Origin of the sequence: Streptomyces sp. 2323.1 (assembly GCF_900221035.1) — a bacterium.
Lineage (GTDB): Bacteria > Actinomycetota > Actinomycetes > Streptomycetales > Streptomycetaceae > Streptomyces > Streptomyces sioyaensis.
Genome location: NZ_LT907981.1, coordinates 6,894,544 through 6,915,166 on the forward strand (window position 1 = coordinate 6,894,544; position 20,623 = coordinate 6,915,166).

The 20,623-nt window shown below is 68.5% G+C and carries 11 protein-coding genes, 1 pseudogene and 2 CRISPR repeat arrays (1 of these 14 cut by a window edge); of the genes and pseudogenes, 9 read left to right on the forward strand and 3 right to left on the reverse strand.

The features are described from left to right. Positions 1-292: direct repeats of the CRISPR family, unit length 29 nt; unit sequence GGGACCAATCCCGCGGGTGCGGGGAGCAG (it extends 103 nt beyond the left edge of the window). 338 nt (positions 293-630) lie between these two features. After that, positions 631-1,836 (reverse strand): Shedu anti-phage system protein SduA domain-containing protein, encoded by a 1,206-nt coding sequence (locus CPH93_RS29820; RefSeq protein WP_096214602.1) that lies wholly within the window; start codon positions 1,834-1,836, stop codon positions 631-633. 1,250 nt (positions 1,837-3,086) lie between these two features. Then, a CRISPR array of direct repeats spans positions 3,087-3,662; the repeat unit is 29 nt; unit sequence GGGACCAACCCCGCATGCGCGGGGACCAC. 3,424 nt (positions 3,663-7,086) lie between these two features. Here CPH93_RS29820 and CPH93_RS29830 point away from each other — a divergent pair. From CPH93_RS29830 to CPH93_RS37650, 3 genes are all read left to right on the forward strand, one after another. Continuing rightward, the gene (locus CPH93_RS29830) at positions 7,087-7,803 is read left to right on the forward strand and encodes a maleylpyruvate isomerase family mycothiol-dependent enzyme (RefSeq protein ID WP_331716961.1); all 717 of its coding nucleotides are present in this window, start codon (positions 7,087-7,089) and stop codon (positions 7,801-7,803) included. Between the two features lie 284 nt (positions 7,804-8,087). Continuing rightward, on the forward strand, positions 8,088-8,450 hold the full coding sequence (locus CPH93_RS29835) for a hypothetical protein (protein ID WP_096214603.1): 363 nt from the start codon (positions 8,088-8,090) through the stop codon (positions 8,448-8,450). A gap of 1,572 nt (positions 8,451-10,022) precedes the next feature. Next, positions 10,023-10,232, forward strand: a complete 210-nt coding sequence (locus CPH93_RS37650) for a hypothetical protein (RefSeq protein WP_159395074.1) — start codon at positions 10,023-10,025, stop codon at positions 10,230-10,232. A gap of 194 nt (positions 10,233-10,426) precedes the next feature. Here the strand turns inward: CPH93_RS37650 and CPH93_RS35925 are convergent, their stop codons facing one another. Beyond that, complete coding sequence (locus CPH93_RS35925; RefSeq protein WP_159479412.1) at positions 10,427-10,612, reverse strand: helix-turn-helix domain-containing protein; 186 nt, start codon at positions 10,610-10,612, stop codon at positions 10,427-10,429. 387 nt (positions 10,613-10,999) lie between these two features. Here CPH93_RS35925 and CPH93_RS37035 point away from each other — a divergent pair. The 5 genes and pseudogenes from CPH93_RS37035 to asnB all read left to right on the forward strand — a co-directional run. Beyond that, positions 11,000-11,146, forward strand: a pseudogene (locus CPH93_RS37035) (peptidase C39 family protein); the annotation flags it as partial. A gap of 1,158 nt (positions 11,147-12,304) precedes the next feature. Continuing rightward, a complete protein-coding gene (locus CPH93_RS29855; protein WP_231977000.1) occupies positions 12,305-12,976 on the forward strand; it encodes an ABC transporter ATP-binding protein in 672 nt (223 codons plus the stop codon). Continuing rightward, a complete protein-coding gene (locus CPH93_RS29860) occupies positions 12,973-15,159 on the forward strand; it encodes a hypothetical protein (protein WP_096214606.1) in 2,187 nt (728 codons plus the stop codon). Before CPH93_RS29855 ends, CPH93_RS29860 begins: the two co-directional genes overlap by 4 nt. A 291-nt stretch (positions 15,160-15,450) precedes the next feature. Continuing rightward, positions 15,451-16,860 (forward strand): MFS transporter, encoded by a 1,410-nt coding sequence (locus tag CPH93_RS29865; protein WP_096214607.1) that lies wholly within the window; start codon positions 15,451-15,453, stop codon positions 16,858-16,860. 17 nt (positions 16,861-16,877) lie between these two features. Further along, on the forward strand, positions 16,878-18,707 hold the full coding sequence (asnB, locus tag CPH93_RS29870) for an asparagine synthase (glutamine-hydrolyzing) (protein ID WP_096214608.1): 1,830 nt from the start codon (positions 16,878-16,880) through the stop codon (positions 18,705-18,707). A 94-nt stretch (positions 18,708-18,801) separates the two neighbouring features. On the opposite strand, the gene CPH93_RS29875 is transcribed toward asnB, so the two are convergent. Further along, positions 18,802-19,746, reverse strand: coding sequence for an MBL fold metallo-hydrolase (locus tag CPH93_RS29875; protein WP_231977001.1), 945 nt, complete (start codon positions 19,744-19,746; stop codon positions 18,802-18,804). Positions 19,747-19,826: 80 nt separating this feature from the next. Between CPH93_RS29875 and CPH93_RS29880 the strand changes: the two genes are divergently transcribed. Then, positions 19,827-20,513 (forward strand): TetR/AcrR family transcriptional regulator, encoded by a 687-nt coding sequence (locus CPH93_RS29880; protein ID WP_096214609.1) that lies wholly within the window; start codon positions 19,827-19,829, stop codon positions 20,511-20,513. Positions 20,514-20,623 lie beyond the last annotated feature (110 nt).

A 20,623-nucleotide genomic window follows, 5' to 3' on the forward strand; every position in this document is an offset into this window, starting at 1 on the left:
TTTCTTCGGGAGACGACATGGGACCAATCCCGCGGGTGCGGGGAGCAGTCCGGGATGCCGGCGTCGCGCGCGAGTCGGGCGGGACCAATCCCGCGGGTGCGGGGAGCAGGGAGAACGCTGCGCCTCGGTGAGCTGGTACTTGGGACCAACCCCGCGGGCGCGGGGAGCAGACCACGTTGAGGCTCAACCCCACCTTACGGCTGGGACCAACCCCGCGGGTGCGGGGAGCAGGGCATCGACCGCGACCTCATCGCGCGGCAGATGGGACCAACCCTGCGGGTGCGGGGAGCAGGCCGGGCCCGCTGTTACTGCCGCGATCCACGCGGGACCAACCCCGCATGCGCGGGGACCACTCATCCCCGACCCACGCCAGGACGTCGTCCGCGGGACCAACCCGCCTGCGCGGGGACCACAGGCTGATCGTGCGGCCCCGGCGTTCACTGATGGGACCAACCCGCATGCGCGGGGACCACCCTGGATCTCGCGGCGCCACCCGCTCCACCGCGGGACCAACCCCGCATGCGCGGGGACCACGATGCCATCGGCCGGATCATTCATTGCCCCTGGGGACCAACCCCGCGGGTGCGGGGAGCAGCTCATGGCGTAGAAGGGGTGGATGTGCGGCTGATTTCAAGCGAGTCGAAGGCGCTGGTCGGGGGCGTCTCGACGTAGGGGGTCGGGTGACTCGTTAATACGCATCAGCCAGTCGTAGGTGCGTACCTGGATATGTGAGCGCCGGGCATGGAGTTCCCGGATGTCGGCAGCCGCGTCGTCGGCGTCCTCGCGAGCCATGATGATCAAGCCGGGAACCTCGGCCGTGATGCCCGGCAGGCCCAGTCCGTCGGCACCGCGCGCGGAGCGGGCGTAGTGCAGGTTGTTGGAAAGCCACTTGCGCCAGTCCTCGATCTGGTCGACCGCGTGGCGCAGGGTTTTCGTCGCCCGCTTGTTGCCGGGGTTGGTCAGGCGGCTGACCGGACTCTCCAGCTCGACCAGCGTCCAGCGAAGCCCTAGGGAAGTCTCACCGGCGATCATGAAGTCGGCCATGTAATGGTTCCCGAGCTGGACCTGGGGCCGAACCCAGGTGTCGTGGGTGCCCACGACGGTACCGGCCAGCAGCGCCGGGTGCTTCTCCAGCAGTCGCTGCATCGCGGCTTCGTCGTCCGCTGCCTCCAGTGCGTTGCGGAGAGCTTCGACCGCCGCCTGGGTCGCTGGGAAGCCGATCCGCCAGGGGGCCAGCTGCGCTTCCTCGGCTCGTGTGATCCGGGACGGGTTACTTTGGACCGCAGCGGCGTATTCGCGCGCCAGGCTGAGCTGGTCGAGATAGCCGTCCTCGCTGGGGCGGGTGATGCGGGTGACCCGGTGCGGGGCGGTGCCGAGCCCGTGGCCACCCCGGAAGTGCAGCCGGCCGTTGGCGCCGACTGACGAAATCTCGCCGTACAGGTCCGGGCCCCTGCGTCGATCGCGGGCGGTAACAACGTCATCGACTTCGGGCTCCAGTTGGCGTAGGGCAGCGACGGACTCACGGTCACGGGCGACGCGTAGCCAGGCGTTGAGCACTTCCCGGCACTTGAGTTCATCCATGCTGGGAACCGCGAGGTCGGTGCGCGCCGCGAGATCGAGGAGGACCTCGTACTCTTCGTCGCCGAAGTCCCTGGCAAGCACAAGCTCCAAAGGTGCCCGTAGCAGGACGCGCAGCTCAGCTGCGGCGACCGGAACGGGTGTGGTTTGCCCCAGGTCGGTGCCCAGGGCCCGCGCGACGGTGATCTGCGCGTCTGTAGGCGCCGCGCACTTGCGTTCGAGGCCATCGGCCACGGCCTGCCACTTGAGCTCCGGCACTTTCCCCTCCCTATAAACCGACTTGCCCACCGTAGCCACAATCGGCGACGCGGTGTTGCGGTTCCTCCACCTGGGGTAACGAGTGGAACAGAAGGGACGGCACCGGAGTTTTGGACGTGATGACCACAGTCCTCGTGGTTACGGGTGCCGGTCAACCAGATGGAGCGGGCTCCTACGGGAGGGGCCGTGCAGTCGCTGCGGAAACCACGGCCGACCGTCTTCGAGCCCTTGAACGTGGCCAGCCTCCAGCGGGGCCGGTCCGGCACGCTGTCGTCGTCGCGCGCGGGCAGGCTGCCCCGGCTCTTCCGGCTGCGGGCAGCGCCGAAGCTGATGCCCACGTGGGAGGCGACCTCGGTTTAAGCCCCAGAGCTGTTGGTCGTCGGCCATCGTGACCTTTCCGTTCGTCGGGATGAGCGAACGCAACGCAGGGCAAGGCCGCCCCTGCCTTGCTCGGCGCAGTGCTCCCCCCCGCGGGTGCGGGGAGCAGCCGGAGTCCTGGTTCATCTTGCGGAGCACGGTGGGGCCAAACCCGCGGGTGCGGGGACTACGCCGGGCGACACACGGGCGCGCCACTAGTCCAGGGACCAACCCCGCATGCGCGGGGACCACACGGTGGTTCGGCGGCGGTGAACGGTCTCCGAGGGACCAACCCCGCTTGCGCGGGGACCACCGACACAACCTGCCCTCCGGCGCCTGGGTCCAGGGACCAACCCCGCATGCGCGGGGACCACTACAGCCGTCTTGCGGAAGCGCTGGTGAAGCAGGGACCAACCCCGCGGGTGCGGGGAGCAGGCCGCGATGAGGACCGCCACCTTCTGGAATCCGGGACCAACCCGCGGGTGCGGGGAGCAGTCCGACGACGACATCCGCAAGGCCGCCGCCGAGGGACCAACCCCGCGGGTGCGGGGAGCAGCCCGAGCAGAAGAAGCCCATGGAGCTAATCGCGGGACCAGTCCTGCATGCGCGGGGACCACACGTACCCGCCCCACACGCTGTTGTCGGCGGTGGGACCAACCCCGCATGCACGGGGACCACAACACGTTCGACCCTGTCACCGGGCGCCAGGAGGGACCAACCCCGCATGCGCAGGGACTACCCCCACCAGGGCACGTCGACCGGGGTCATGATGGGACCAACCCCGCAGGCGCGGGGACAACGACGAGGTGTATCGCCGGGCCGGCGTGAAGCTGGGACCAATCCCGCATGCGCGGGGACCACTTCGGCTCAAGTTCCTTCAGGCGCTTCCGGAGGGGACCAACCCCGCATGCGCGGGGACCACCCCTGGGTGGACTGGGTGGTCTGGGTGGTATGGGTGCTCACGGGACCAACCCCGTATGCGCGGGGACCACGAGGCAAGGTCTTTGACGTGGTCGGAAGCGCCGGGACCAACCCCGCATGCGCGGGGACCACTACAGCGTGCTGCCGACCGTGGGACCAACCCCGCATGCGCGGGGACCACCCAGTGCAATACGGTGCAGCATTTTGCAGCGTGGGAGCAACCCCGCACGCGCGGGGACCACTGGGCGAGAGTGATCTGCTGGAGTTCGACCCCGGGACCAACCCCGCATGCGCGAGGACCACGCCGACCAAGACGACAAGGGGCAGGGGATGGAGGGACCAACCCCGCATGAGCGGGGACCACCGCCAGGTCCGCATCGGCGACGAGTGGTACGAGGGACCAACCCCGCATGCGCGGGGACCACCGCCAGGTCCGCATCGGCGACGAGTGGTACGAGGGACCAACCCCGCATGCGCGGGGACCACGACGCCTTCGCCCAGGTCCTCACGAGCGGCGCGGGACCAACCCCGCATGCGCGGGGACCACCGACCCGCGGGGCCGACCCTCCGAACGCGCATGGGACCAACCCCGCGGACCACTCGTCCAGCTCCTCAGCGAACTCAGCGTCCCAGGGACCAACCCCGCATGCGCGGGGACCGCTGAAGAAGGCCGGGCTCAACGAAGACTCCGCAGGGACCAACCCCGCATATGCGGCGACCGCGCGGTCCGGCTGAACAGCGGCAGCAGTTAAGAGGGACCAACCCCGCATGCGTGGGGACCACGGTCTCGAAGTTGTGGCGGCCCATCAGGCGGCGGGACCAACCCCGCGGGTGCCGGGGAGCAGCCTCACCCAGGCTGGCAGCAGCATCGACCGCCTGGGACCAACCCCGCATGCGCGGGGAGCAGCCGCCGGTCAGCCAGACCTCCACTGGTCCTCGGGACCATCCCCGCGGGCGCGGGGAGCAGACTTCGTGACCTGCATCGTTGCACGCGCACACCACGGCTTTGAACCACTTCCACCGACTCCAACATTCAGGACATCACCCCCTTGTGCACCAAGACCCGCTAACGTTCACCGCCCCTTTGTGTCGGAGAGCTGTCACCCAGACTGCCCGCACAGGAGCCGGCCCCGAGACAAAGTCGAGGGGAAAACTCCGCCAGCTCTGATCGCGGAGGCCATTCCGGCCGGCGCAGGGAACAGCGGAACGCCGGGTGAGCCATCTCCGCCCGCTCCGGGCCACTCCGATGCGGACGCGTAGCAGGAGGCGACGAGCCGCCGCACGCCCGGTCGTGGAGCCATCCCCGCACGCGCGGGGAACAGTCCGCCAAGTATCTCGGCGACATCATGGACCAGGGACCATCCCCGCGGGTACGGGGAGCAGGGCATGCACGACATCAGCGAACGGGTCGTCATGGGGCCAGCCCCGCGGGTGCGGGGAGCAGGTGCCGTCGTGGTGGGTGAGTTGCCACCGCTCGGGACCATCCCCGCGGGTGCGGGGAGTAGACGGCCCGGACGACGACCGGCTGAAGGAGGCCGGGACCATCCCCGTAGGCCCGGGGAGCAGGCATCGAAGGTCGATCGGGGCGCAATCCGGCTGGGGCCATCCCTGCGGCTGCAGGGAGCAGGAGCCGACCTACGTCCCGCGCACCCGCCGCGCGGGACCAACCCCGCGGGTGCGGGGAGCAGGCGGAGACTGCGAAGGAGTCAGGCTGCTGGTGGGAACCATCCCGCAGGCGCGGGGAGCAGACTTCGTGACCTGCATCGTTACACGCCCAGCACCATGTTCTGAACCACTTTCACTAACTCAGGCTTTCACGACATACAGGTACAGCTTCGAGGCCACGCGGCTCTTGGGACAGGAGGGCTTCAGGTCTTGCCCTGGCGCTCCGTGGCGACCGCGCGAAGTAGAAGGACGACGACCGCACAGCGAGCAGCGAGGCGGCACCATCCCACGCGTGCGGGGAGCAGTCTGCCTGTGCGAAGCTGCGGCGCTCTGCTACGGGAACACCCCCGCAGCAGTCCTGGATGATCCATCAGCGACCGCGCCGCGGGACCACCCCCGCGAGCGCTGAGGGGCAGGTCCCCCGCATGCGCGGGGACCACCAGCCGGCGAGCGTGCCGCCGTCCTCGTCGAAGGGACCAACCCCGCATGCGCGGGGACCACAGGTCGGCGATCCAGTGCTCGGCGTCGGGGTGGGGACCAACCCCGCGGGTGCGGGGAGCAGACGCCGGAGCGCTTCTCCGCGGCGAGGATCATGGGACCAACCCCGCGGGTGCGGGGAGCAGAGACGCTCGACCGTGCTCGTCATCGCGAGTCCGGGACCAACCCCGCGGGTGCGGGGAGCAGGCTTCGTCATCGCGCTCTCCGTCCTCCCGAAGGGGACCAACCCCGCGTGCGCGGGGACCACCACCCGGCTCACCCGACCACGGCCGACGGCGGGGGACCAACCCCGCGGGTGCGGGGAACAGAAGACGAGGACGTGCCAGTGCGGGTGCCAGCCGGGACCAACCCCACGGGCGCGGGGAGCAGTCGGCCGACCAGGCGCCGCTGCGCCAGCTGGTGGGACCAACCCCGCGATTGCGGGGAGCAGGCCGTCTCCAGGATCTCGTCCCAGGCCATGCCGGGACCAACCCCGCATGCGCGGGGACCACGAGTAGTCCTGGATCTGCAGAGCTCCGCTGACGGGGCCGGCCCCGCGTGCGCAGGGACCACGGCCGACCGTCGAGGCGGACGAACCACTCCGGGGGGCCAGCCGCGCATGCGCGGGGAGCACGGGAGAGCAGCTCCAGGATCTGCGCGATCCCGGGGACCAGCCGCCGGCGGGTGCGGGGAGCAAGCCTTCCCCACCCGAACGGAGTCCGAAATGCAGGGACCAACCCCGCATGAGCGGGGACCACAAGGGCAACCGGGCCTTCGACCTGCAAGACGCGGGACGAACCCCGCATACGCGGGGAGCAGGTTTGCCTGTCCCGTTCCCGTTCGTCGCAGTAGGGACCATCCCCGCGGGTGCAGGGAGCAGTACGCCGTGGTGCCGGGGACGATCCACCAGACGGGACCAACCCCGCGGGTGCGGGGAGTAGGTCGCTGCGGCGGCATTCAGGCCGCGCTGGATGGGACCAACCCAGCATGCGCGGGGACCACAAGTTCGGTGTCCGACTGCATGCCATGACGCAGGGACCAACCCCGCATGCGCGGGCCACTCGACCTTCTTCAAGTCGATGATCACCAGAGCGGGACCAACCCCGCATGCGCGGGGACCACGATCAGCTGCATGCACCGTGGTGCGCCGATGCGGGGCCAACCCCGCATGCGCGGGGACCACTGAAGGGGACGGCCCTTCGGCCACACGCTCATGGGGACCAGCCCCGCATGCGCGGGGACCACTGGCCGTGAGCTGTGGTTTCAGGAAGACGGTGAGTTGTTCTTGCTTACTTTCAGCAATTCGGACATAGTGCCCTTCGATTAGGTTGCAGGTCCAGCAGGGCAGTTGTGGTCCACGGAGCCTTTGCGGCCTGGGGCACCGCTCCGGCGTTGTACCGCTGGTGCATGTGATGTCGGTGTCCCCAGGCTAATACTGGACTCTTTGTATCCGTCACGGTGGATCTTGCCGGTTTGAGCCAGCGCCATGGTGGAAGTCCAGGGGGAGGCCGGGCTGGTGCTGTTCGCGCGTCGCAGCTGGGCCAAGGCTCTCCGTGCCGGTGACTAAAGAATGTGAGCTGCTCCGGCGGAGACCGTTCGAACTGCGTGGTCATCCATTTGCACGCATGGCTCGGCAGGCCATGGGCTGGAGGCACGTCTGGCCCGGGGCGGCGTCTGCCGGGGGAAGCGGTGTGGCGATCACCTAGGAGCTGGAAGCGCGGTGGCCCGTGGTGTGACGAGCCCGCCACCGAGTGGGCAGACTCTGGCGACGCCGGAGTCTGCCCGCGCACTTCGCCTCCGCTGACCTCAGGAAAGCGCATCATGGCGTACATGTTGAACTACAACCTTCCCGTCCCCGATGTGGATGACGCCGGTGTCCTGGCCGCGCTGGTGGCTGAGGGCGATGATCTCGACGTCCGGGTCGCGGCAGTGCACGACTGGTCCATACCGACACCGGCACCGGGCTGGACGGTGGCCCACCAGATAGCCCATCTCGCGTGGTCGGACGCAAACGCACTCAGCGCCTTACGCACTCCGGACGCGTTCAGCGTCGAGCTTGGGCGGGCGAAAGCCGAAGGCAGCGGGTATGCCGACAAGGCCGCCGCCGCGGGAGCGGCCAAACCGCGGTCGTTACTTCTGGACGAGTGGCGGGATGGTCGAGCGGAACTGGCGGCGGCGCTGCTCGACACGCCATGGGACCACGCATTCCCCTGGTATATGTCGAAAGTGACCCTGGCCCTGATGGTGCCCCTTCGTCTGATGGAAACCTGGGCACACGGACAGGATGTCTTCGATGCTGTGGGCGTGGCGCACCGCCCGACGGATCGACTGCAGCACGTGGCTTCGCTGGGGGTGTTGGGACGGGTGCTGTCCTTCGCCGCCGTCGGACTGCCTGAGCCGGCGGCCCCCTTCCGCGTCGAGCTGACAGCATCTGACGGACAGACCTGGGTGTGGGGCCCGAGGCTGCCGCGCAGCGGGTACAGGGCAGCGCCATGGACTTCTGCCTGTGTGTCACCCGGCGTCGCCCCTGGTCCGAGACCGACTTGACGGCGACCGGCGAGGACGCACAGAAGTGGCTGGAGGTGGCCCGCATCTTCCTCTGAAAGCTTGTTGGGGTGGCTGGTCATGCTCTCCGCCTGAGCCCTGAGGCGAGACTTCTCGGCCTTCTGGGACAGGCCGATCTTGCCGATGAAGACCCTGCTGTTGGCGGCGGCCGATGCCTAGACGGTCCGGTGGCAGGGGTGGTGGGTGGCCTGCGGGCAGAGTCACAGTATCCCGGCCAGCGGGCAATGCGCGTACCGTAGCGCCCAGTTGACGTGGAGGGGGCTCGCATGCAGCACGGGGACGTGGACTACATGGCCGCGCTGGAAGCCATGGTGGGGGTTCTGAAGAGGTGGGCCCGAGAGGGCAGGACCGACACCTACAAGTCGCTGAGCACGGCCGTGGCACCTGAGCACAGGGTGCATTATCACGGGCGGATGATGTCGCTCCTGCTGGCGGACGTTTGCCGCCGGGACAGCACCGGCCCCGAGCCGATGCTGTCGGCACTGGTGGTCAATGGATCCAGTCAGAAGCCGTCCGACCAATTCTTCGAGCTGGCCGTTAGTGAGTTCCGCCGTCGGGACCCGGACTGGAGCTGGGAGCGGGAGCGGGACGCAGTGTTTGCTCGATACCGCGACGTGATTTCGCCGTGAGTGGTGCCGTGCCCGGGCCGTCGTAGGCAGACCGGCTCTCTTTCCCTCCATCTGCTACGCAGCGTAACTGTGCATCGGCATGCGACACCGCGGGTACCGGGGACCCACCCCTGCATGCGCAGGGACCACGCATTCCATGGGAAGGCAACCGGAGTTGGCACGGGACCAACCCCGCCTGCGCGGGGACCACAGGTTCATGGCCTCCGCCATGCGCTGCGCCGCGGGACCAACCCCGCATGCGCGGAGACCACCCGCGGTTGTCGGCTCGGTGGTGCTCAACTCGGGGACCAACCCTACATGCGCGGGGACCACGGCGGAGCGGGCTGTGAACCAGCTCGGTACCGAGGGACCAACCCGCATGCGCGGGGACCACAGGGCTTCAAGGTCACCGACGCGCGGAAGGTCGGGACCACCCCCGCATGCGCGGGGACCGCCTGCGAAGGATCAGGGAGTAGAGCCCCGACTCGGGACCAACCCCGCGGGTGCGGGGAGCAGAACGGAGAGACGCCAGTGAGCATCCACATGATGGGACCAACCCCGCGGATACGGTGAGTAGTTGCAGACACCATCCTGCTTGTCGATCTTGTTGGGGCCAACCCCGCAGACGCGGAGACCACCGCAAGCTCCTGCCGCCGTCCTGCCCCGCCAAGGGGCCAGCCCCGCATGTGCGGGGAGCAGACCGACCAGGCACGGGGGTGCTTCGCGGCCGAGGGACCAACCCCGCATGCGCGGGGACCACGGTATCGGCACCGAGACCCTGGGCCGCGAGTGGGGACCAACCCCGCATGCGCGGGGACCACGTTCCCGAGTTCGTGAAGGCAGGACTCCGAGGAGGGACCAACCCCGCATGGGCGGGGACCACGACAGCGTGGGGGACATCGTCCGGCCGGGCGCGGGACCAACCCCGCCTGCGCGGGGACCACGTCAACATCAACGCGAACGGCGTCGATCACACGGGACCAACCCCGCATGCGCGGGGACCACAGGCGTTGACCGCCTGCTGGACCGCGGTGAGGGGACCAACCCCGCATGCGCGGGGACCACATCGCGCAGGGCTATGCCGAGACGCTGTCGCAGGGACCAACCCCGCATGCGCGGGGGCCACAGGCTGTGAGCTGCGGTTTCAGGAAGACGGTGAGTTGATTTTACTCACTTTCAGCGATTCGGGCATAACGCCCTTCGGTTGGGTTGCGGCTCCAGCAGGGCGCAGTGGTCCGCAGAGCCATTGCGGCCTGGGGCACCGCTCCGGCGTCGTGCACCCGGCACAGGTGATGTCGGTGTCCCCAGGCTAATGCTGGACTCTCTCTCGATCCGTCACGCCGGATCTTGCCGGGTTTGAGCTGGCGTCATGGCGGGGCGCGATGCCCGATTCGACTTGGCCGCCCGCCGACGGTAGGCCTCTCAGTCGGGCTGATGGAGATGTTGCCTGGGAGCTGTTCCCCCTACCACAGTGACGGGCTCATACAAGGCTCCGCCGGCGGTGCCTGAGGCCGAACAGGACGAGAGGGCGCCGTGCGGTACGCCGCCGACTGCTCCACCCCGAGATGGTCTCGGGCGCAGGGTGGGGGCATCGTGCAGGGGCAGGATCCCCCGCGACGCCGACCGCACCTAAGCCGAAGCCGCCGGAGCGAGCGGGTCCGCATCGTCGACATCGGCGACTTCTCCCGAGAACTTTGCGGCGGCACCCACGTCGCCCGCTGCTCTGGAGGTTCTCGCCGACGCCCAGACGCAATTCCTCCCGTCCTCGGCTGGTCAGCTGAGAGGGTGGATGGCTTCCCCTGAGGCACTCGCTGGCCGGGGACTTTTCAGGGACTTTCATGTCGGTCCCAGGAAGATTCCGGGGACTTTCCGCCGTGTAAGCAGGGAAGGCCCTGACAGCGCTGAAAGGTACGAACACGCTGGTCAGGGCCCACAACCTCAGCACTCGATGATGTTCACCGCGAGCCCGCCGCGGGCCGTCTCCTTGTACTTGACGTTCATGCGACCCCCTGTTCGCGGCAATTTTCTTCCAGCCAGGTCATGATCTCGTTGGGCCAGAACCGCAGCTGTTGGCCCACACGGAAGCTGGGGATGGCTTGCTTCTCGTGATTGTCGTAAACCCAGGAGGTGGGCTTTCCGAGAAAGTTCGCCAGAGCTGGCACGGTCCACATTTTTTGATCCACCGCTGCTCACCTCCGTAGGTCGGGAGTGCGACAGGATAAGGATGGATCACGGCCGCACCAAACGGCCCGTACAGCGCCACTTGGCCTTACTTGGCCTTCATGGGCCCGTCGTGGCGGGAGTCCGCGCGTGAGACGGTGTGAGCGTCGGGGTGACACACAGTGAAGAATGCCCATCTCGTCCGTCTCGGTGCTGTCCAAGGTTCGGCCTTCAGCGCCAGAAGCCAGCACCGATCCAGCACAACGCCCCCGAACGGACCGGAAGGGGCGGCAGCGGAAGTCAGCACGAACTCAGCACGGTCCGGCTCGGGCTCGTTCGAGGCGAACGCGCCCGAGCCGTTGACCTGCATATTTGTCATCGTCTCCGGCATCTGCTACCTGCCCCCATCCCAGTTCGAGAACATCTGGCTGCGGACGAAGCGGCATGATGCAAAGGGTCAGGTCAAGAGTGGGTCGGGAGGGGTGTGTTACCTCTACTTCCCGGCTGAGCCGGCGGCGGCTCGGCGCCGGGTGCTGCGGGAGTTGGGAATTCGGTAGCGGATCAGCGCCACCACCTGACGGCAGTGCTCGTGCCCGTCCTGGGCGAGGTGCCCGTGGCGATCGACCGTGACCTTGATGGATCAGTGCCCCGGCCACCGGGACACTTCGTGCATGGATACTCCGTTCGTCAAGGTCACGGTCGCCCTTTTGTGCCGCAGGACATGCGATGTGTATTCCCTAAGTCCCAGCCATTTGATGGCTCGACTCCAGGAAGCGCGGACAAGCCCGGGATATGTCATCCGCTGCCGAGCGCTACGCCAGGGCACTTCCTTGCCTTCGTTGGCATAGCCCCGGCACTCACTCACCCACCGCCACCCAATTCAGGTCAATTGCTTCGAGGCCTGCGGGGGCCGGCCGATGAACGGAATGATCGCTTCAGGCGTTGGCTGAGTCTCACGAAGGGCCGAGGATTCCTTGCGGTGTACGGGGTCTGCGACGTCCCTCGGAGACCGCGGGAACGGACAGTTCGCATCTTGCACGGGAAGGATCAGGACTGCCGGTGTGGATGTCGGTGCGGGACCGCGTACTTCCGCTTAGTGATCTACGCTGGAACATGTTCAATTCCAGGCAGGAACGGCCACTCCGAAAACGCAATGGCCAGAATTTGGCTTCACGCTACCTTTGTCGACTGTAAAGATCGTCAGCGTCCATCGCCCGTCGGCCTCCGCCGGCGGGCGTCTGCACGACAACGGGAGAAGCTCCATGAAGAGAGTCGGCACATTAGTGTCACGCGCAGCTGTGGTGGTCGCGGGGGTTGCCATAGCAGCAGGGTCCACAACCGCCTTCGCGGACATGGACCGGTACACCTCTGGTGCGCATTCGTGGCGTACGGGGGGCGGATCTCAGGTCGGCCTGCAGGACACCAAGGGAGACGGTAACTCCGTAAAGGCTGAGTACAACCGCAACAACCCGAGCACTGAGTTGTACACACTGTGGAATCACAGTGGACAGGGCACCAAGGTGTACAGCAATCAGGGTGGAAGGGTGTGGGACATGCGAGTCTGCACCGAAATCGACAAGTGGCCGGACGACTGCTCCAACTGGTGGAGCGACGACCACTAAGCCGTAACGGCCCGCTGTGACATCGCGCTGCCCGGGATGCTCTTCGCCCCGGGCAGCGCATTGCTGATTCTCTTCTTCTGAAAGGCAGATGGCGTGTCGGATGCGTTGCCCCTTGAAGTCCGCGAGCTGGGGTACGAGGTCGGGGGCCGACGCCTGCTCGACGGGCTCGAACTTGCCGTGAGCGCCGGTGAGTCCGTCGCGGTCATGGGCCCTTCAGGGTCCGGGAAAAGCACACTCCTTTCCATCCTCCTGGGACTCGTTCGCCCTGATGCCGGATCAGTCATGGTCGCTGGATGTGATGTCGTCACTTTGCGCGGCCGCCGACTGGCAGAGCTCCGCAGGAAGCACGTGGGGATGGTCTTCCAGTTCGGGGAATTGCTGCCTGAACTCTCTCCGGTGGAGAACGTGGCGTTGGCTGCCCTGCTGGACGGCGTGGACCGCGACCGTGCCTATGGCGACAGCCGTAAGCTCCTGGATGAACTGGGTGTGCCCGTCACTGACACCGCCACCAGTGAGCTGTCCGGCGGTGAGCGCCAACGGGTGGCCGTGGCGCGGGCACTGATCGGCAGCCCCGCACTGCTCTTGGCAGACGAGCCCACCGGTGCACTTGACGAAGCATCGCGCGACCATGTGGCCGAAACGCTGTTCGCCGTACCCGCCGCACGCGGATGCGGACTGCTCGTCGTCACCCATGACCCCGCAGTGGCAAACCGGGCCGACCGGGTCATGCACCTGGAACAAGGCGCCCTGGCAGGTGCGCGATGAAGCGTGGTCGGATCCGCCACATGCTCCGCATCGGCCGAGCAGCCGGGCAGACCGCCGAGGGCGGCCGGGCCCGCTTCTGGGCGCTGTTGGCCGCCACCGCGGTCGTCGCCATCACGCTCTGCTCGCTGGTCGTCACCGCTGCGACGTGGGAAGGTCGCGAGCAACGCGGGGCGGAGCGCGTACCCACCCTTGCGGATCACGGGCAGCAGGCCTCGGCGCTGTGGAGCCGGTACTGGGACAGCTATCAAGGGCGCCAGTTCACCGTGGTCGTCATCGCCCCCTTGATCAAGGATGCGCCGTTGCCGCCCGGGGTCGCGCGCTGGCCGGCACCCGGGGAGGTGTTCTTGTCGCCGGCGCTGGCCGAGGGGCCCGCCAGTGAGGATTTCCCCCACCGATATGGCACGAGCGTCGGTACCGTCTCCGCCGAGGGGCTGGCATCACCGGGCGAACGGCTGGCTTATGTGCGTCCCACCAAGGCGATGCTGGGCACAGCACGCATGGAGGGGATCACCGGGTACGGAGGCCCCGGCCCGGTCTTCGGCGACCTGCGGATCGTCGGCCCTCAGTCGTCCATGATGGCGATCACCGGCGTGCTGCTGGGACTGCCTGCTCTGGGGCTCGCGGCAGCAGCGGCCAGGATGGGCGCTGCTGGAAGGGACCGTCGTGATGCTCTGCTCCACACTCTCGGTGCCGGCCGCGCGGCACGCACATGGATGGACATCGGGGCGGCGGTCCGGCCCGTCTGCATTGGCGCTGCTCTCGCAGCCCTGTTCACCGTTCCTTTCCTGCTGGTAAATGTTCAACTGCCGTGGATCGACTACACCCTGTACGCAATGGACCTGCGCAACGTCGGCGTGACTCTGGCGGCTGCCGTGACCGCTTCCGCGGTGGGGATGCTCGGACTGATCGTCTTGTTGCGTCCTGCCGCCGCGCGTAAAGGGGCCTCGACAAGGCCTCGTGCGGCAGGCAGTGGGCTGCTGCGACTTCTGGCCCTGGGGTCCTGTCCTGCCTTTCTCGTCCTGGCTCTGACATCGAGGTCCTTCGGTGCACAACGCTCCGCGGCGGCTTATCTGTTCGCGGTCGTCGGCGTGTGGGTGACGCTTCCGTGGGCGATAGGCTGGGCCGCGTCACGCATCAGCGGCCGGGCCTCGAAGTCGCCTCACCACAGTGGTGCCCCGGCGCGCCTCATCGCCGCTCGCACCACTGCGGCCCGCCCTGGCATGGTGGTCCGTCTGGTCGCCGCAATGATCATCGCCATCGGCGTCATCGGCCAGACCCAGATCATCACCAGTCTTCTGTTCGCCCGTTCCGGAGATGAGGAACAGCTGAACTCCGCGCAAGGCCGGACCATGGCACTCGTGCAAACTTCGACCACGCGGCTCACCGACGCTTTCACTGCCGCACTTCCCGAAGGGGCGCACACGGCCGCCATCGGCACGGGAAACATCCAGCCTGACGGTTCCAGCGCCAGCCGTGTCCTCCAAGCACCTTGCAGCAGCCTGCGTGCCCTACGGCTGCCCTGCCCTCCCGCCGGGCAAGAGACCAAGGTGTCGTACGGGGAACTCGATAAGCGCCTCAGAGTCTCCGGCTATCAGACATTCGGGCAAACCCCCGCTGCGGTGCGAACCGGTCCGGTCAGTGCCATCAACCGTGCCGAAGGTCTACAGGCCGTCGTCTTCACCGATATCGACAAGCCCATGGATATACCGACCGTCAAACGCGCCGCTCACCTGTACCTGAGTGTGAAGGCACTCACCGAGCCGGTGGCTGAAGACGGAGCCAAATCCTTCACTGTCGGCTATCAGTCACGCTGGATTCCCTTCCTCGGCACCATCGGCACGCTCGTTCTGCTCACCGCCATGGCACTCGCCGCCCTCTCGGAATTTCTGCGATTCGCGCAAACGCTGGCCCCCCTCACCGTGCTCACCGGCCGCCGGCAGGTGTTCCACACGACGGCGTTCTGGTGCCTCGGGGTCCCGCTTTTGGGCGCTGGTGCCGTTGGTGCCTTCGTTCACGTCGTGCTGGTCCAGCCCGTCACAGGGGGAGAAAGCGGAGCAACCCTGTCATGGAGCCTCATCTCGGCCGTCCTGGCAGCAACGGGCCTCCTGGCCGCAGCCGCAACAGTTGCGGGCGGTTCCGCAGCCGCACGACGCGCACTGACGTGGCGGCCCCGCGCCGACTGACCGAATCAACTGCTGATTCTCCGAGTATTGCCATGGTTCTACGACCACCCGCCCATTCCTCCCCATGGATTGGATGGATTGGACGGATCAGTTGGGTGGTGCCGGGGTGAGCCCCCCCGACGCCACCGCTCAGGTCCGCGATGCCGAGCTTCCCTGCCGATCAGCGCGGGGAATCAGCCAGGCGGTCATCATTCCGGGCATTACCGGGAACTCACCCCGGATCCCCCTCGACTCATGAGGCGAGGTTGCCGTCCGGCAGCCCGCTCGTGACGGTGAGGGGGGAGGGGGAAGGTGACACACCACGTTCCCGGTGCGGGACGGGTCGGTCGCATATCCGTCGGTGAGGACCGCTGGTCGCTGGTTGTCGCGGCGGGTGTGCTGGCGTTCGTGGCGATGCTCGACATGAATGTCGTCAATGTGGCGCTGGCGGATATCGCCGATGGTCTGCACGTGTCGAGTGCCGCTGCTCAGTGGGCGGTGCTCGGTTATCAACTGCCTGTGGTGGCTTTGTTGTTGCCTGTGGGTCGGTGGCTCGACGGGGTGGGGCTGCGGGCTGCCGTGCTGGTTGCGACCTGTGGCTTCGGTCTGTGCAGTGCCGTGGCGGCCGCGGCGCCCTGGATGGGCTGGCTGATCGGCGCCCGGCTGATGCAGGGGGCGTGCGGGGCGGTGCTGTTCGTGCTGATGCCGGTGCTTGCGATGCGGGCCGTACGGCCGGAGTTGCGGGGGCGGGCGATGAGCGTGCCGGCGACTCTGGGGCCGTTGGGGGCGGTGCTCGGGCCCGCCGTGGGCGGTCTGCTGCTGGACCAGTGGGGCTGGCGGGCGGTCTTCCTGGTCAAGATCCCGTTCTGCGTGCTCGCCGTGGTCATGGCGTGGCGGGCCATGCCGCGGGACGGCGGGTTGCGCCGGCCCGGCCTGCGGCTGGTGGCGGATGCGCTGCTGGTGGCCTCGGGGGTGGCGGTTCTGCTGCTCGCGCTGACTCTGGCAGCGGGCCGGCCGTCGTGGCTGGTGCTCGCCGCCGCGGCCGTCCCGATGCTGTGGTGGTGGCTGCGCGGTCCGGGGGGTCGGCCGGTGGCCGGACTCCTGAGGTCCGTGGGGCTGATCCGGGTCCACGGTGCGGTGCTGGCGCTCGCAGCCGGGTTTGCCGCCATGCACTACGTGGTTGCCCTGCATCTCCAGCGGGACGACGGGGTCAGCGCCACCACGACCGGGCTGACCGTGCTTGCCTTCCCCCTCGGTATGGGCCTGTCCGGGCCGCTCGGCGGGCGCATCGCCGACCGGTACGGCGCCCGGCCGGTCGCGGTCGCGGGCGCCGCCCTCACCGCGGCCGGTCTGCTTCTGCTGGTCCCGCTGGGCGACGGCTGGTCACCGCTGGACGTGGCCTGGCGGCTGGCGCTGGCCGGCGTCGGGATGGGTCTGAACGGCGGCCCCACCCAGGCTCTTGTCATGAGCGCCGCCCCACCGGACCGGGCCGCGACCGTCGGGTCCACGGTGCAGTTCGCCCGCAGTCTCGGCTTCGCCCTCGGCCCCGCCCTGGCCACCGCCGCCTGGGGACTGAGCGGACCCGGCGCGGGCGTACGGGCCGGGCTCGCGCTGGCCGCCACCGCCGCCTGGCTCGCCGTACCCCTGCTCGCACTGACCGGCAGAGGGCTTGGACCTCTGCCGGAGAAGACCACCGACGCGGCGGCCGCCGCCCACGACTGAATCCAGGAGTCACCCGCATGTGCGGAATCACCGGCTGGGCATCTTTCTCTCACGACGCCCGCACCCAGGCCGCGGTCATCGAGGCCATGACGGCCACCCTCACCGCGCGCGGCCCCGACGCGGGTGGCGTCTGGCTCGGCGAGCACGCCGCGATCGGCCATCGCCGCCTGGCCGTCCTCGACCTGGCCGGCGGCGGGCAGCCGATGACCGACCGGCCCGACCGGCCGGCCCTCGTGCTCAGCTACAGCGGCGAGGTGTACAACCATCACCAGCTGCGCGCCGAACTGCGCGGCCGTGGGCACGTTTTCCGCACGCGTAGTGATACCGAGGTGGTGCTGCGCGCGTACGCCGAGTGGGGCGAGGATCTCGCCGACCACCTGGAGGGCATGTTCGCCTTCGCGGTGTGGGACGAGCGCGCGCAGAGGCTGCTGCTGGTGCGTGATCGCCTCGGTGTCAAGCCGCTGTTCTGGGCCGCGGTCGATGGTGGCGTGGCCTTTGCCTCCGAGCCGAAGGCGCTGTTCGCTCACCCGGAGATACGGCCGCGGGTGGAGGCCGACGGGCTTCGGGAGGCGTACAGCCTGCTCTTCAACACCGGGCCGACGGTGTGGTCCGGTGTGCGGGAGGTGGAGCCCGGCGGCGTGCTCGTCCTGGACCGCGACGGTATGCGTGAACGCCGCTACTGGCAGTTGGCGGCAGAGATTCACGACGATGACGATCAGGGCACGGCCGTTGAACGCATCCGTGAGCTGGTCGGGGCGGCCGCCCGCAGCCAGCTGGAGGCCGATGTCCCGCTGTGCAGTCTGCTGTCCGGTGGCATCGACTCCACGGTCCTGACCGCGCTGCTCGCCGACGAACTCCGGCTGCGTGAAGGGCGGGACGCCCGTATCCGCTCGTACGCCGTCGACTACAGCGACCAGGCTGAGCACTTCACCGGCGACGTGCTGCGCACCGGCCACGACACCCCGTATGCCGCGGAGGCCGGGGCGTTCATCGGCACCGACCACAGCACGGTCGTCCTCGACCCGCGCGCCCTGCTCGACCTTGAGCACCGCAAGGCGGTCGTGGTCGCGAGGGACTCACCGATCGGTGTCGGCGACATGGACACCTCGCTGTATCTGCTGTTCGGCGAGATCCGTAAGCACTCCACCGTGGCGCTCTCGGGTGAGGCGGCGGACGAGGTCTTCGGTGGTTACCCCTGGTTCCACTCCCCGAAGGCACTGGACGCGGCCACCTTCCCTTGGCTGCTCGTCACCGGGGACGAGGCTGCGATGCCGCTCAACCCGGAACTCGGGCTGCGCATGGGGGAGTTCCGCCGGGACACCTATGCCGGCGCGCTGGCCGCCGTACCGCATCGGGACGACGAAACCCCCGCCGAGCACCGGCAACGCGAGATGCAGCACCTGTCCCTGACCCGCTGGCTGCGTCAGCTGCTGCACCGCAAGGACCGGTTGAGCATGGCCCAGGGTCTGGAGGTCCGGGTCCCCTACTGCGACCACCGTCTGGTCGCGTACGCCTTCGCCGCGCCCTGGGCGCTGCAGAGCTTCGACGGCCGGGAGAAGAGCCTGCTGCGTGCCGCCGGCGCCGGACTCGCTCCGCACTCCGTGCTGCACCGGCCCAAGAACCACTACCCGGCCACCCACCACCCCGACTACAACCGCGGCCTGCAGGACCTGGCCCGCGATGCGCTGTCCGTCGACCAGGTCCGGGCGCTGGCCGACGAAGCCCGCATCAAGCCCTGCCTCGACACCCCGCCGGACCGTCTGGAGTGGGGCCACCGTCTCCGTCTGGAACGCGTGGTCGACCTGGCGCTGTGGCTGGACCACTACCGGCCCGAACTCGCGCTCTGAGGAGAGGCGCGGCGCAGGTTTCGCTTCTGCCGGCAGCCGAGCAGTCGCCGTGATCAGCGGGCTTGGCCGGCGGTTGACGCTCGTCGAGTCGATATCAGGCGGCCGAGTGACCGTTGTAGAAGGCCCGCACGGCGAAGCTTGTCCATTCGGGGTGTTCCCAGGTGCTCCATCGGGACCGGGCACTGTCGCTGATCCTCTCGGCGGCCTCGTCCTCCGTGGTGCCTCGGTCGCGCAGGCGCGTCGCCTCGGTGCGCACATGGTCGAGGTAGTCCCGCACGTCCCGGATGAGTGTGGCGTCCGTGACCTCGCCGTGCCCGGGAACGACGACCGCCGGGTCGAGGGCCAGGAGCTGGTCGAGCACGGTGATCCACCGGTCCGCGTCGACGTCGGTGTCATGCGGCGGGAAGTACGGGGCGATGGGAAACATGCGGTTCTCCAGCAGGTCACCGCCGAACAGGATGCGGTCGTCGACGAGGACGACCTGGTCGCCGACGGTGTGCGCCGGCCCCACCTCGCGCAGGAGTACCTTGCGGCCGCCCAGGTCGACCTCGGCCTCCCCCGTGTACGTCACATCGGGATCGACGAAATGCACGCCTGCCAGCTCGGCCGCGACTGCGGGGCTCAGTCCCCGGAACATGTCGGCATAGGCAGCGCCCTTGCGGTGCAGCTCCGCCCGCTGCGCAGCGTTGTAGACGATCGTCGCAGCGCCCTTGAAGGCTTGCGCCCCGAAGCCGTGCTCGGGGTGGAAGTGGGTGAGAGTCAGGAACAGGCGCCGCTCGCCGGCCAGCCGCCTGGCCTGCTCCAGGACGTATCTTCCGTTGCGCTCCCCGATCCCTGTGTCGATGACCAGCACGGCGTGCTCGCCGACGACGATGCCGATGTTGGGGACGATCGGCACCCGGTTGTCCGGGATGACGAACACCCCTTTCGACACCTCGATCGGCTCGCCCTGGACGAGCGGCGCGGGGGCGTCCGCCCGGTCGGGCGGCGCCAGTTCTCCAGCCGTTGCGGCGTGCGGTGAAGGCTCGGTTTGGCACACGGCCGAACTCCCATCTGATCAGTGTTCAGATTTGCCTGATCGAAGGTAGCATGTATCTGAACGCTGTTAAGATCCGTCGCATGGCCAAGAATCGCTATCACCACGGGGAGCTGCGAGGAGCCCTGCTGGACGCCGCCGAAGCGCTGGTCCGCGAGCGTGGTGTGGAGGGATGGTCGCTGCGGGAAGCCTCGCTCCAGGTCGGCGTCAGCCCCAGTGCGGCTTACCATCACTTCAGTTCGCGGGAGGGGCTCGTTCACGCGCTGTCCGGGCGGGTGTTGGCCCAGCTGGGGGAGCGGCTGAGCCTGGCCGTGAACGACGCGTCGTGCGAAGGCCAGCAGCGCCTCATCGCCTACGCCCGCGGGTACGTCAGCTGGGCTCTCGACGACCCTGCCGTTGCCCGTCTCGCATTCGGTGCCGGGGAACCCGAGATCCCCCTGTCGACGCACCCACACGATGTGCTGGCTGTGGAACTCGACCGGCTCGTCGATGCCGGCGGCCTCGGCGCCTCGGCTCGTCCCGGAGCCGAGTTCCTCCTCTGGGCGGCCATCCACGGGCTCGCCACCCTCCTCGTGGAGGGACTCGTCCGCCACGATGATCACGAGGCGATCGACCTCCAGACGGAGCGCCTGGTCCGCACCGTCCTCAGCGGCCTCGCGCAGGAGTCCCCGGAAGCTCCCGCCTGGCCGCAAGCCCGCTCCGCGCACACCGAACGCCTGGCGCAGCAGGCCGTACATCCTGAACGGCGCGGCAGCATCGCCGGCGATTGAATCGATCACGCATGACCTGCGGTCCGCCCCTCGGACCGCGGGAGCAGTCCGCCTGGTGCTGAGTACCCGGCGCGCCGTGCAGGCCCATCCCACCCATGCCCTTCGGGAGC

What these genes read in the sequence shown, in the direction of transcription:
- CPH93_RS29830 (WP_331716961.1), top strand. Translation starts at nt 7,087, where the DNA reads ATGTTGAACTACAACCTTCCCGTCCCCGATGTGGATGACGCCGGTGTC.
- CPH93_RS29835 (WP_096214603.1), top strand. Translation starts at nt 8,088, where the DNA reads ATGCAGCACGGGGACGTGGACTACATGGCCGCGCTGGAAGCCATGGTG.
- CPH93_RS29860 (WP_096214606.1), top strand. Translation starts at nt 12,973, where the DNA reads ATGAAGCGTGGTCGGATCCGCCACATGCTCCGCATCGGCCGAGCAGCC.
- asnB (WP_096214608.1), top strand. Translation starts at nt 16,878, where the DNA reads ATGTGCGGAATCACCGGCTGGGCATCTTTCTCTCACGACGCCCGCACC.
- CPH93_RS29880 (WP_096214609.1), top strand. Translation starts at nt 19,827, where the DNA reads ATGGCCAAGAATCGCTATCACCACGGGGAGCTGCGAGGAGCCCTGCTG.